General features: G+C 69.7%; 11 protein-coding genes and 2 tRNA genes. 8 read left to right on the top strand and 5 right to left on the bottom strand.

What is annotated here, in order from left to right; genetic code table 11:
• Positions 1 to 4 precede the first annotated feature (4 nt).
• Entirely contained in the window at positions 5 to 721 is a 717-nt protein-coding gene (locus ACLQ2S_RS21005; RefSeq protein WP_196222608.1) for a ferric iron reductase, read from the bottom strand.
• A gap of 356 nt (positions 722 to 1,077) precedes the next feature.
• Between ACLQ2S_RS21005 and ACLQ2S_RS21010 the strand changes: the two genes are divergently transcribed.
• Entirely contained in the window at positions 1,078 to 2,592 is a 1,515-nt protein-coding gene (locus ACLQ2S_RS21010) for a peptide deformylase (protein ID WP_425702381.1), read from the top strand.
• Positions 2,593 to 2,757: 165 nt separating this feature from the next.
• Here ACLQ2S_RS21010 and ACLQ2S_RS21015 read toward each other — a convergent pair whose 3' ends face one another.
• A complete protein-coding gene (locus ACLQ2S_RS21015) occupies positions 2,758 to 3,879 on the bottom strand; it encodes a globin domain-containing protein (protein WP_309223730.1) in 1,122 nt (373 codons plus the stop codon).
• Positions 3,880 to 4,033: 154 nt separating this feature from the next.
• Here ACLQ2S_RS21015 and ACLQ2S_RS21020 point away from each other — a divergent pair, with 154 nt between their 5' ends.
• The gene (locus ACLQ2S_RS21020; RefSeq protein WP_425702383.1) at positions 4,034 to 4,804 is read left to right on the top strand and encodes a CPBP family intramembrane glutamic endopeptidase; all 771 of its coding nucleotides are present in this window, start codon (positions 4,034 to 4,036) and stop codon (positions 4,802 to 4,804) included.
• On the opposite strand, the gene ACLQ2S_RS21025 is transcribed toward ACLQ2S_RS21020, so the two are convergent.
• Positions 4,765 to 5,424, bottom strand: coding sequence for a hypothetical protein (locus ACLQ2S_RS21025; protein ID WP_230462851.1), 660 nt, complete (start codon positions 5,422 to 5,424; stop codon positions 4,765 to 4,767). The two genes, ACLQ2S_RS21020 and ACLQ2S_RS21025, sit on opposite strands and share 40 nt — an antisense overlap.
• A 115-nt stretch (positions 5,425 to 5,539) precedes the next feature.
• Between ACLQ2S_RS21025 and ACLQ2S_RS21030 the strand changes: the two genes are divergently transcribed.
• The 5 genes from ACLQ2S_RS21030 to ACLQ2S_RS21050 all read left to right on the top strand — a co-directional run bounded on the left by ACLQ2S_RS21030 (position 5,540) and on the right by ACLQ2S_RS21050 (position 9,702).
• A complete protein-coding gene (locus ACLQ2S_RS21030) occupies positions 5,540 to 6,166 on the top strand; it encodes a hypothetical protein (protein ID WP_425702385.1) in 627 nt (208 codons plus the stop codon).
• Positions 6,167 to 6,813: 647 nt separating this feature from the next.
• A tRNA-Ser gene (locus ACLQ2S_RS21035) sits at positions 6,814 to 6,904 on the top strand.
• A gap of 35 nt (positions 6,905 to 6,939) precedes the next feature.
• Positions 6,940 to 7,012 (top strand) — tRNA-Arg (locus ACLQ2S_RS21040).
• Positions 7,013 to 7,321: 309 nt separating this feature from the next.
• Entirely contained in the window at positions 7,322 to 8,812 is a 1,491-nt protein-coding gene (locus ACLQ2S_RS21045; RefSeq protein WP_425702387.1) for a helix-turn-helix domain-containing protein, read from the top strand.
• Positions 8,809 to 9,702 (top strand): PfkB family carbohydrate kinase, encoded by an 894-nt coding sequence (locus ACLQ2S_RS21050; protein ID WP_425702389.1) that lies wholly within the window; start codon positions 8,809 to 8,811, stop codon positions 9,700 to 9,702. The genes ACLQ2S_RS21045 and ACLQ2S_RS21050 overlap by 4 nt, the downstream gene beginning before the upstream one ends.
• A 142-nt stretch (positions 9,703 to 9,844) precedes the next feature.
• On the opposite strand, the gene ACLQ2S_RS21055 is transcribed toward ACLQ2S_RS21050, so the two are convergent.
• Both ACLQ2S_RS21055 and ACLQ2S_RS21060 read right to left on the bottom strand, forming a co-directional pair.
• Positions 9,845 to 10,354 carry an O-acetyl-ADP-ribose deacetylase gene (locus ACLQ2S_RS21055; protein WP_425702391.1) on the bottom strand — a complete coding sequence of 170 codons (510 nt, stop codon included), beginning with the start codon at positions 10,352 to 10,354 and terminating at the stop codon, positions 9,845 to 9,847.
• Positions 10,355 to 10,644: 290 nt separating this feature from the next.
• Positions 10,645 to 11,376 carry a hypothetical protein gene (locus ACLQ2S_RS21060; RefSeq protein ID WP_425702393.1) on the bottom strand — a complete coding sequence of 244 codons (732 nt, stop codon included), beginning with the start codon at positions 11,374 to 11,376 and terminating at the stop codon, positions 10,645 to 10,647.
• 184 nt (positions 11,377 to 11,560) lie between these two features.
• On the opposite strand from ACLQ2S_RS21060, the gene ACLQ2S_RS21065 reads away from it, so the two are divergent.
• On the top strand, positions 11,561 to 12,013 hold the full coding sequence (locus ACLQ2S_RS21065; RefSeq protein WP_425702395.1) for a PH domain-containing protein: 453 nt from the start codon (positions 11,561 to 11,563) through the stop codon (positions 12,011 to 12,013).
• Positions 12,014 to 12,105 lie beyond the last annotated feature (92 nt).

The following is a 12,105-nucleotide window of genomic DNA, read 5'->3' on the forward strand; positions in this document are numbered from 1 at the left end:
CGGCTCAGCTGCGGATGCAGCAGCCCTGGCAAACCTTCGGCTGGGGCAGGGTGAACGCCAGGCAGCAGGTGCGGCGCTGCACGGTCGGCTCGCCGTTCGGACCGGGTACCAGTTCCACCAGGTCGGCCAGGCCGAGCGCATCGAGCAGCGTGTCGATCGCCTCGACCGTGGAACCGGGCAACCCGTCGGCGGCGCGCAGCAGCCCGTGGGCGATGCCCGAGGCCACCGAGCCGAGCAGGGTACGGGCGCCGATGCGAACCTCGCCCTGGATCGCCGTGACCAGCGGCGAGAAGTGCCCGTCCAGCAGGGTGGCCCGCATTGTGGCGAGCAGTTCCCGCTCGTCGGCGACCACCCGGACCTGGGACGGCCCGGACAGCGCCAGCGGATCGTTGGGCAGCACCGCGACCGGGACCGACTCGCGTAGTCCCACGGTGACCAGGGCCCGCGGATCGGCGAAGTGGATCAAGGCCATGGTGTGGTCGAGTAGCGGCACCCGTCGAGCGGCGGCCCAGCCGAGCACCACCGGCAGCGCCGTCCAGTAGCTGTACGCCTTCCAGGCGAGCGCGGCGGAGGCGTGCGGGGTGCCACCCCAGAGCCGTACGGCCGACTCAAGCAGCTCCGGCAGTCGGGTGCCGGTCAGCGTGGTCGCCGGAGCCCATCCGGCCTCGTCGGTGACGAGCAGGCCCGGAGTCAGCCCGGGAAGGTCGTCGGTGCCGAACATGCTCCGCAGGGTCGCGGTGACCGGGGCCAGGGGTGTGGCTGCCGGATCCCTGAGGGGCAGCACCGCTGTCACCTGATCCACCCCCACGTCACCCGACCCACCCGATGCGAAGCCGTCATGGCCCAACTAAGGCTAGCCTAACCACACTTTCGGGCGCAGGGGAACCCGACGGAGGGGTAAGACAGGCGACCCGGGTCACGTGCCGGGCGATGACTACGCACAGTGCTGGCGCGGAGACTCGGGGCAGTATCGGTAGGAATCCCCCAGCAGTCAAGGCACTTGTCGACAAGGTGCCAGATGTGTGTGCGCCCGGCGACTCAACGTGAAACTTGGTACTCCCGGCCACGAGGAAGCTGATGACGACCTCACCGCTCGATCGGGCTGCCGACTCCTTCGCCGCCGAACTCGCCCGGCATCGAACGGAGCGGGGGCTGTCCAAGAAACAGCTAGCCAACCTGATGGGATTCGACCCCTCGTACGTCAGCCACGTCGAGGGGCGACGACACCGACCCACGGAGGACTTCGCCCGCCGCGCCGAAGCCGTCCTGGAGGCCAGCGGCGCGATCTGGCAACGCTTCCGGGAGTACGACGAGCTTCGTCACGCCCGCAACGAACGCCACCCCCGGGAACCCGGCATACCCGGCCAATGGATGCCGCCCGGCACCGGGCTGATCGTGGAACGGGAGATCGCCACCCTCACCCACACCGACGACTCCTACCGCTGCGTCATCCGACGTGAGCTGTACAACGCCGGTGTCGAGCCGGTCACCCGATACCTGGTCCGCGTCGCCGTGGACCGCTACCCCAACGATCCGGGCCGCTCCAACCGGCACCACCGGGAACACCCACTCAGCTTCGCCGAGCTGCAACTGTGCGCGTACCGCGAGGAGGCCGGCGAGCGGGAAGCCATGCACTGGCGCGCCAAGCACGACCGGGACGCGTTCAAGGAGATCTGGCTGCTCTTCGAGAACGGCGAACGACGCTTCCCGCTCTACCCCGGCCGCCGCGCCACCATCGAGTACGCGTACACCGTCGGTCAGGACAAGTGGGGGCCGTGGTTCCAGCGGGCGGTCCGCGTACCGACCCGGCACCTCGCCGTACGTCTGGACCTGCCGGTGGCGCTGGACCCGCAGGTCTGGGGCGCGGAAACCTCGCTCTCGGCGGAGGAGGGCCCGCTGCGGACCGCGGTGACCCGAAGCGACGAGGGCGACCGGGCGATCTTCGACTGGGCGACCGACGATCCGCCGCTGAACGCCCGATACCGGCTGCAATGGCGGTTCCGGGCACAACCCGAACCCGAGGCGGAGGGCGGGCGAGTCCGGCCGTCCGACCGGATGCGTGGGCTCGGCATCGTCCAGCGTGGCGCCGACCTGCTCCGGCGGCCGGCCCGCCCACTCGACCTGCCCCGCGAGGAACCGGTCGCCCGGGAGATCATCGACCGGCTGCTGGCCGCGCTGGTCAGGCTGGACGAACTGCACCCCTTCACCAAGGGGGTGGGGATCGCCGCCCCGCAACTCGACATCGACCGAGCCGTGGCGGTGGTCCGCCCGCCGGACCGCACCGCCGAGCCGATCGTGCTGCTCAACCCCCGGGTGGTCGACGAGGCACCACACACCGACGAGCAGTACGAAGGCTGCCTCTCCTTCTTCGACCATCGCGGACTGGTGCCACGACCCCTGCGTCTGGACGTCGAACACGCCCAGTACGACGGCAGCCGGATCATCACATCCTTCGAGTTCGGCATGGCCCGGCTGGTCGCGCACGAGATCGACCACCTGGAGGGTCGGCTCTACGTCGACCGGATGGCACCCGGAGTGCCACTGGTGCCGATCGAGGAGTACCGCGAATCCGGCAACCCCTGGCGCTACTGAGCCGATCACGCACCGCGTGTCGCAGCGCAACCCCGCCCGCCCGGGTGGGAACGACGGCCGGACGGGCGAGGTGGCGCGCGGGCGGTGCCGGTCCGCCCGGTTGGGGACCGGGGCGCGTGCCCCAGGGGGCAGGGGCACGCGCCCCGGTTCGGGGGGAGAAAAGTCCTACAGGTTGCCGAACGTGTCGTACCGGGTCTGCTGCGGCGGAACATCATCCGCAGCGAGCACCCGGAGCGTGGAACGCACCATCGACACCGAGCCGGAGACGAAGCAGTCGTGCGTCGTCCACGGGCCGTAGCGCGCCACCACGTCGGAGATGTCGCCCTGCTCGCCGTCGAAATCCGGGTCGTCGCTGCACGCCGGAGTCACCGACAGCCACGGATGGGCGGCGACCAACTCCCGTAGCCGGTCCAGACCGTAGAGATCCGCCTCGGTCCGGGCGCCGTAGAAGACATGCACCCAACGCGCCCGGTTGTAGCCGGCCAGCTCCTCGACCAGCGCCTTGATCGGGGCCAGCCCGACACCACCGGCGACACACAGGATGTCCCGCTCGGACGAGCGGTCGATGGTCATCGAACCCATCGGCGCGGCGATCCGCAGCAGGTCGCCCGGCTTGGTACGACGGACCAACGCGCCGGAAACCCAACCGGCGGCGTCAGCGGGCGTACGGACGTGGAACTCCAACACGTTGTCGTCGTTCGGTGCGTTGGCGATCGAGTACGTCCGCCACACCCGGGGATGATGGCGCGGCGTCTCCACGCTGACGTACTGACCCGCCTTCCAGGTCAGCGGGTGCTGGAGCGCCCGGCAGGTCAAGACCGCCGTGTCCGGGCCGTACCGCTGATGGGTCAGCACCTCGGCGTGCCAGAACGGTGGGTCGTCGTCCGATGCCGCTCCGGCGAGCATCCTCTCGGCGATCGCCGCGTACGCCTCCCGCCACGCCTGGTCGTACTCCAGGTTCCAGCCGTCACCGGCGATGCTGCGCAACGCGTCCAGCAGCGCCACGCCCATCGTGTCGTAGTGGGTCGCCTCGACGTGGTACTTGCGGTGATCCCGGCCGAGCGCGCGGAGGAACTCGTCGAAGCCCTCCGGATCGTCCACCGTGTGGATCGCCGCGATGATCGCTTCGAACAGTCGGTCACCCTGACCGGCCATCTGCACCGGGAAGAGCTTGCGCAACTCGGGGTCGAGGAGGAAGAGCCGGGCGTAGAAGTGACCGCTCAGCCGAACCCGGTCCTCCTCGACCAGGGTCCAGCTCTCCTTCAGCAGCCGCGCGAAGTTGTCCACCGGGGGCGCTCCTTCTTCTGACGGCGGATCGGGCCCATCCAGAATCTCCACGGAGCGTGTATGAAGGTCGCACAGAATGTGCGATCGCCTCGTGAAGGCTGTTCGGCGGAGGGTGAACGACACCCGGGGACGGCTGGTCGTGCAGAGTGGTCCGGTGACCGATGAGCTCGCCCGCCCGGTGACCCGCCGGACGCTCGGCACCGAGACGATGCTGGTACTCGGCCTGTCCCTCGGCCAGTCGGCCGTCTACGCCACCGTGTCGATCATCGCGAAGTTGACCGCCGAAGGCGGCCTGTCGCGGCAGACCGCCGCGCTGAACACCTCCGCGTCGACCCGCCCCTACCTGGACCTGACGTACCAGCTGCTCGGCATCACCTTCGCGCTGCTGCCGGTGCTGCTCGCCGTACACCTGCTGGCGCGCAACCCCGGCGACCCGGTGCGGACCCTCGGCCTGGACGCCGGACGACCCGGCTACGACCTGGCCCGGGGCGCCGGACTGGCCGCGCTGATCGGGCTGCCCGGCCTGGCGCTGTTCTGGGTGGCGGCCCAGCTCGGCATCAACGCCACCCTGGTGCCGGCGGCCCTGCCCGACCTGTGGTGGACGGTGCCGGTGCTGATCCTCGCCGCGTTCCAGAACAGCATCCTGGAGGAGGTGATCGTGGTCGGCTACCTGATGACCCGGCTGCGCCAACTCCAGTGGCGGGTCGGCGCGATCATCGCGACGAGCGGGTTGCTGCGCGCCTCGTACCACCTCTACCAAGGGTTCGGGGCGTTCATCGGCAACGCGGTGATGGGGGTGGTGTTCAGCCTCTTCTACCTGCGTACCCGCCGGGTGATGCCACTGATCGTGGCCCACGCCCTGCTCGACATCGTCGCCTTCGTCGGCTACGCCCTGCTGCCCCGGGAATGGTTCTCCTGGCTCTGACCGCCGGTGCCGTGCGGTGGGCGGTAAAGGGCGATGGCCCGGGCAGCCAGACGTTCGGCCCCCGCCGAGTTGCCCGCCAACGCGACCAACGCCGCCGAACCCGGCAGCAGCCGGGACGCCAGCCGTAGCGCCAACCAACCGCCCGCCTGCGCGGCCAGCGGTGCCGCCAGCCGCCAGGCCGCCTCGACCGCCCGAGGGCCGGGCTCCGTCTCCGGGCCCTCGGCCGCCCGCGCCGCCGCCAGCGCCGACCGCGCGCTGACGAGATCCGGGTGCACCTGGGTCAGCGCCAGCAACTCCACCGCCCGGTCCGGGTGCGTCGGATCATGGTCGTACGCCGCCGCCAGGTGCAGCGCCAGGTTCGCCTGCGACCAGAGCACCGCCGCCAGTTCGACCACCGGCGCGAAAACCCCCGTCAGTGCGGCGGTCGCCCCACCGACCCCGGCCTGCCGAACGAAGCGCCGAGTAGCCAGCCGAGCCAACCCGTGCGCGCCCGCTCCCGGATACGACTCCCGCAGCCGCCGCGCCCATTCGGCCGCGCCGGGCCCGAGGGCCTCCACAGCGCTCAGCGCCAACAACTCCGGGGCGAAGCCCGGGTGGTCGAGCACCCGCGCGCCGAGCATCCGCAGCTCCGATTCCGGCGTACGCCCCGAAAGGTCCCGCCCGGTGCCACGGTCGGCCTCAGTCGCGGCCCCGGGTCCGGCCTCGTCGGTCGCCGCGCCCGTGGTCTTCCCGCCCGTGGCGATTTCGCTCCTGGTCGTCTTGCTTGTGGTGGTCGCGCTCGTTGCGTCGTCGGCTGTGGGGGCGGCGCTTGTTGCCCCGGCGGTCCTGGTCGCCTTCCGGGCGGTCCTCTTCGTGGCCTTCCGGGCCGCCTTGATCGGTGCTGGCTCAGAAGACGACGGCGTCGGCTCGGTGACGGTTGGCGCTGTGTCGCTCGTCGCCCCAACCACGCCCGAGGCCGTGCCGGTACCTGTGTCTGGGGCTGTGGCGGTGCCAGCGCTTGGTGCCGTGCCGGTGTCTGCGCTTGGGAACGCGGCGGTCCCTGTGCTTGAGGTCACGGCAGTACCTGCGGCCGGGGCGGTGGCGGGGCCCGCCCGCCGGGCGGTCTTCCTCGGCTTCTCTACGGTGGCCGACTCGGCCGCCCGCTCGTCGCCTGCCCGAACCCTCTTCCGCGCCGTTGCTTTCGCCGCCTTCCGCGCCGGAGCCTTCCCGGCCTCGGCGGCTGCGTTGTCAGCGCTCTCGCTGACCGGCACCGGGTCGGAATCGGGAGGCTCGGCGCTGGAACCGGATGATTCGGTCGTTGTCGGTAGCGCCTTGCTCGGGGTGGTCCTCTTGCGGGCTGGCCGAGGTCGAGTGCCAGCCTGAGCCGCATCCGCTCCAGTTGTCCCCCCGAGCGGCTGTTCTGGGGTCTGCCTCGCCCCGGCGGCATCCGCTGCCGCCGACCGGTCAGTCTGACCACGGCGACGCGACGCAGGCACCGAAGCAGCCTTCTCACCGGCCGACGGCGCGGCGGCAGCCCTCCCGACGGCCGACGTCGCGCCCGCTGCCTTTCCGGCGGTCGGTGACGGGGTGCCGTCGCCCCGGCCGGTCGCCGCCGACTCCGCGCCAGCGGCGAAGGGCTGCACCGGCGTGGTCGGCGGCCCGGACGCAGTCGAGCTCGGCTGGCGCGGTAGCGGCTGCTCCGGCACTGGCGGCGGCTGAAAGAGCACCCTCGGTGCCGCCTTCGCCCGCCGAGGACGGGATTTCTCCTGCTCCTCCCGAGGTGCCGGTTCCGGCGCCGGAGGCGGCGTGAAGGTCGCCTCCGGGGAGCGTCGACGGGCTCCCTCAGCAGGCTCACGGCGGTTCTGCTCGCTGGGCGACTGCTCCTGCATGTCGATGGAGCGTAGTCCTGATCACAGCAACGTACAGCGGGAGACGTTCTGGCACCCTGCGTACGGCTCGTTCCGGTAGTCGCTTTGCTCCCGGCCGGGCCGGGCCTGTATTCTCGGGCGCGGTGGTCTGCGGACCACCGGGGAGACTTCGCCTAGTCTGGTCTATGGCGCCGCACTGCTAATGCGGTTGGGGTCTTAAAGCCCCTCCCGGGTTCGAATCCCGGAGTCTCCGCGCGAAGGCCGGGTGTGTATGCTGGCCGAGCACCAGCGCCCGTAGCTCAACGGATAGAGCATCTGACTACGGATCAGAAGGTTAGGGGTTCGAGTCCCTTCGGGCGCGCAAGATCATAAGGGGTCTGACCTGCCGGAACGGCAGTCAGGCCCCTTTCCTGTTTCGTCCCTTGTGGTGGGTTGGTTGCTCGGATGGTGCTCGTGCGACGAGCATCCCTTGGGTCCGGGTAGGTCCTGCCGGGTTCGGGCCAGTCCGAGCCCGTTTCAGTTCCCAGTCTGCGGCTTCTTGGTGTCGACAGGTATGGAGTGAGAGGTCTTTGCGTGCCGCTGGCTGGTTACGCTGATGGTCCGTTACGGTGACGTCGCTTAGCGTCAATGGGCTGTCGTTGCCGTACTGGGCTGTGGAGGGGCGGGCTTCATGATCGACCCGCAGCGGTTAGCTGGGGCGAAACGCGCACTGGGTGCGAGGCTTGCCGCATGGCGTCACGCGCGAGGGCTGACGCAGTTGGAGTTGGCTCGGCGGGTGCCGGTTTCCCGAACCACGATTGCGGGGGTGGAGGGCGGGCGGCAGTGCCCGGACCGGGTCTTCTGGCAGCGCTGTGAAGCGGCTCTGGCAGCTGGTGGAGAGCTGCTTTCGGGCTATGACGAGTACCGAGGCCTCAGGCAGCAGCTTGATCGCGAGAAGGCCGAAGCGGCACAACGTGCCCGGTGGGGCGAAGTTGAGGATCAGCCGGCGTCGGCTGGTGTTGCTGGGGTCGCGACTTTCGTGGCAGGCAGGCCGCTGCGAGAAACGGCAACTGAAGGTTCGGCGGCCGATGCTCCGAGTGGCCTGCCAGCGGCACCGTCTGAGGTCGCCGATGTCGTGGTGGCCCGCAAGGAGGACTTGCGCGAGGGCGACGCGGTTACGCTTGCGGTCGTGTCCGACGGGCAGGCGAAGTCATGGCGGGTAAGTCGACGGGCCGTGCTGGAACTCGCCGCCGGCCTCGCCACACTGCCGGCCGTGACTGCATCTGGCATGCGGGCGGTGGACCCGGCTGTCGTGGATCACTTCGCCGAACTCCGCGCGCTGCTGGTGCAGGCAGACGACCGGCTCGGTGGTCTGACTATCCTGTCGACCGTTGAGCAGCAGATTGCGCTGATAGCCGCCCTGCGCCGGCAGGCACGCGGGTCACTTCGTGGCCGTCTTCTCAGCACGGAGGCACGCTGGAGCGAGTTCGCGGGCTGGCTCAGCGATGATCTCGGGGACCGGGCCGCGGGCGACCGCTGGCTGGACCGTGCGGGAAGCATGGCGCAGGAAGCCGAGGACCAGGAGTTCTCGGCGTACGTGCTGGCCCGCAAGGCGCAGCGGATGGTGGGGACCGGCGACGAGGACCGCGTCGTTGGGCTGGGCCGCGCGGCATCCCGGCTGCCGGACGCGCCTCCGCTCGTGCAGGCCTTCGCCGCCGTACAGGAGGGACACGGCAACGCGATCGAGCAAGACGCTCACGCCTTCCAGGCCGCGATCGAGCACGCCCACCAGCTCGTAGCGGCCGCCTCGCCGGCCGGGGATACCAGCGCGCTTGGCTCCTTCTGCACCAGGCCATACCTGGCTGCGCAGGAAGGCGAGGGATGGCTGCGCCTCAAACAACCGCGGCGGGCTGTCGACAGCTTCACCGCCGCAGTCAACGAGTGGCCAGACCGCTACCGCCGCGAACGTGGCGTGTACCTTTCCCGCACCGCACACGCGTACCTGGCAGCCTCGCAGCCCGACCAGGCCGCGACGGTTGCTGCTGAGGCGTTGTCCATGGCGACCACGACCGGCTCTGCTCGGGTCCGCCGCAACGTCACCACCCTGGCCCGGCACCTCGAGCCCTTCTCCCGCCAGCCGGACGTGCGTCAATTCCTCGACCAGCTGGCCACCACCGGATGAAGGATCAACCACCCGGGCAGACCCGCCGGCCGCAGCCGCCGCCCCAGGTCGCCTTTATTGGCCGCGCCAACATCGACATTACCGTTCGGGTTCCTCAACGGCCCGTTGCCGGCCGGACGATGTTCGCCTCGGCACCCGCCACGACCACGGCCGGAGGCAAGAGCCTCAACCAAGCCCTGGCCGCCCGCAAGGCCGGTGTCCACACCAGCCTGATCAGCGCCGCCGGTGACGACCCGTGGGGCACCTTTCTGCACCGCACACTCACCGACGCGGCCGTCGACGTGTCCTTCTTCCAGCTCGTACCCGCCGCGTCGACCGGTGTCGCGATCATCGAAGTCACCCCCGACGGAGAGAATTACATCGTCCTCGCCCGCCACCCGGAAACCGAACTCACCGGCGAACACATACACCGTGGACTCCAGCAATTACAGGCACCGATCGTGGTGACCCAACTCGATCTCCAGCCGGACGCCGTCGATGCCGTCGTCCGGCATCACCGCGCCCAGACGCTCGTCGGCAACCTCGTGCCTCATCCCACGCTCGGGCCGACCGCGCTGGCCCCGCTCGACCTGTTTGTCTCAAACGAGGCCGAAGCGGCGACGATCCTGGGCCGTCATCACGCCGATCCCTCAGTCGCTGCCGAAGAACTGCGTAAACTCGGGCCACGAGTAGCCGTAGTGACCGCCGGTGCTCACGGCGCCGCCTATAGCAGCCCCGATCACACCGCGCTCGTACCCGCGCAACACGTCAACGCCGCCAACACCAGCGGAGCGGGCGACGCCTTCCTCGGCACCCTCGCCGCACAACTCGCACGTCAGGCACCACTACCCCACGCAGTCGCCGAGAGCGTTGCCGCCGCGACAGCCTCCGTGCAGACCGGCGGACGGTAATCGCCTGCCCCGCGAGTAGAGGAGCGTCCCCCGCGTACCTAAACGGTGGCAGCGCCGGTGTTAGGTCACCGACCGGGGGCTAACTTGCCCCTGGCCCAGGTCCCCACGCAGCGGTAACCTCGCGGCGGCAAATCCGGATGGGTCAGCCAGTGGCTGTCACTGCGGCTTGTAAGTGCTTGCGGGTGTCTTCGTCGAAGGCGACGAGTCGTACCCGTTGGACGTTTGTCGGAGTGGATCTGATGGTTGCTACGGCGATCCGGGCGGCTTGGTCGGCGGGGAAGCCGTACACGCCGGTGGCGATTGCCGGGAAGGCGATGCTGCGGGCGTCGAGTTCGTCGGCGACCTGCAGGCTCCTGCGGTAGCAGGAGGCCAGGACGTCGGCTTCACCGTGGTCGCCGCCTTCCCAGATCGGCCCGACAGCGTGGATGATGTGCCGCACCGGTGGGTCGAGGTCGAACGCCGGGGTAGCCATCGCGTCGCCCGGCTCGCAGGGGCCGATCGCGCCCCCGGCCTGTGCCAGGCGAGGCCCGGCAGCGCGGTGGACCGCGCCGTCCACACCGCCGCCGCCGAGCAGTGACTCGTTCGCGGCCGTGACGATGGCGTCCACGTCCTCGGTTGTGATGTCACCCACCACGATCTCGATCAGGACCACAGCAGGATCCTGGCACACCAGACGACGCGTGCCGGCCCACCGTCGCCACACCGGGCAGCCAGTCCACCGGGCCAGGGCGACAGATCCCGCCGCACAGCCGGCGGAGATCCAATACTCGTTCACCAGCCCGGAGGTGACGTGCGGGGCTGGCAGGTAAGGCGTGACGTTGCTGCGTCAGCGGGCAGACAGCGGCACGCGGCACGGGCCCCAAGCGGCTACCGGATTCTGACAAGGCGGACGCGCTCGCCGGAGCCAGTCCCTTGTGAATGGCATCGGTCCGGCGTCGTCGGCTACCGGTATTGGCGTTCCTGAGCTGCGCGGACTTTCTGGCGGATGTCGTCAGGAATCTCGACCACATGGACGGTAATCGCGAGATCCAGTAGCGCCTGTGCGGCCCAGGTACGCGCCGCTGGCTGAAACGGCCTCGCTGCGGCCGGGTCACTCATGCAGAGCACCAGGCGGGGCCGCGGGTCCATCGTGCTTGCGATCCATGTCAGCTTCAACGCGTCGGCCAGTACCTTGTGACGCTGCGCCGACTTCGGTGGACCCTGATGGGCCCAGCACTCCACGAGAACCGTCCGGCCGCTGTCGCAGCCGTCGACCTCGATCCGAACTCCCGACGGCACCGCGATCTTCGCCGGCTCCAGCGTTATGGCCAGGTCACGGCCCAGCAGATCAAGCATGACCCGCTCGGCGTGTCGCTGCTCCGCAGAGTGCCCGGGAGGCAAGTGATCTTCGAGCGTCCGAACAACGGCAGCCGGAGAAAGCCGCCCGCTACGCGGTGTTCTCGGATCCTCGCCAGCCAGGACCCCGCTCGGCCGCTCGACGAGTTCGTTGACGATCTTCCCATCCGGGCCTTCCCACCGCCGCACAGCTCCGGCCAACTGCAACGCGCGGCAGATCTGGTTGACCTGCTGCCGCGGCCGGACACCCGTACGCTGTGACAACTGGTCATCGTCCAGCGGCCCGGAGCTGAACCGAAGTGCTTCAAAGACACGGTCGCGATTGCTGGCAGCCGTCACACATCGAGTCTGACCCACGGTCGATGGCCTCGCCTCCTCCGTTCGGCGATGTACAGGCTTGCGCCCGGACTGCGGCAGATCCGTGCGTGGCGGCCTTGATCGCGGTTGGTTGGCCCGACGGCTCGATGCTGCAGTAGGTCTGGGCTCGGCCGCTGATGGGACAAGTACGCCGTAGCATCCCGCTATGAGGCCGATCGTCGTCAGGCCACGCCTGCAGATCACGGTCCTGGTCGTGCTCTCCGCCGCGTGGGCCCTGTTGGGCGTTACGTACTTCACCGCGGGGGACGTGGTGGCCGAAAGCGACTGGTTCGGCATCGTGCTGGGATCCCTGCTCGTAGCGAGCGGCATGGCGGGGGTATGGCGCGCTCTTCGCCTCGGCGTGGTGGTCGACGCAGCGGGTGTCCGTGTCCGCAGCTTCGACAGCCGGGACCGGGTCATTCCGTGGAACTCGCTCCAGTCGGTCGACTGCATGCAGGTCGGCGTTCGGGCAGGCATGCCGCTCTATGCTCCTGTCCTACATCTTGGTAGCGACGTCGACGCCGTGCCTCTCTCGGCGCTCGGCTCGTACTCACGGCAGGATGTGGAGCGCAAGGTCGAAGAGTTGCAAGGCCTCGCAGACGGCACGGGGCATCCCTGACCGGGCTACAGAGGCCAGGGCCGTTGCGTTCTCGCTCGGCAAGCCAGTGAGCTGGGATGATGCTGGGTGATTGGCCTATGTGGAGGCGGTTG

The organism is Micromonospora sp. DT48, from assembly GCF_049844495.1.
In the GTDB taxonomy this organism is placed as follows: domain Bacteria; phylum Actinomycetota; class Actinomycetes; order Mycobacteriales; family Micromonosporaceae; genus Micromonospora.

What these genes read in the sequence shown, in the direction of transcription:
- ACLQ2S_RS21005 (WP_196222608.1), bottom strand. Translation starts at nt 721, where the DNA reads ATGTTCGGCACCGACGACCTTCCCGGGCTGACTCCGGGCCTGCTCGTC.
- ACLQ2S_RS21010 (WP_425702381.1), top strand. Translation starts at nt 1,078, where the DNA reads ATGACGACCTCACCGCTCGATCGGGCTGCCGACTCCTTCGCCGCCGAA.
- ACLQ2S_RS21025 (WP_230462851.1), bottom strand. Translation starts at nt 5,424, where the DNA reads ATGCTCGGCGCGCGGGTGCTCGACCACCCGGGCTTCGCCCCGGAGTTG.
- ACLQ2S_RS21045 (WP_425702387.1), top strand. Translation starts at nt 7,322, where the DNA reads ATGATCGACCCGCAGCGGTTAGCTGGGGCGAAACGCGCACTGGGTGCG.
- ACLQ2S_RS21050 (WP_425702389.1), top strand. Translation starts at nt 8,809, where the DNA reads ATGAAGGATCAACCACCCGGGCAGACCCGCCGGCCGCAGCCGCCGCCC.
- ACLQ2S_RS21065 (WP_425702395.1), top strand. Translation starts at nt 11,561, where the DNA reads ATGAGGCCGATCGTCGTCAGGCCACGCCTGCAGATCACGGTCCTGGTC.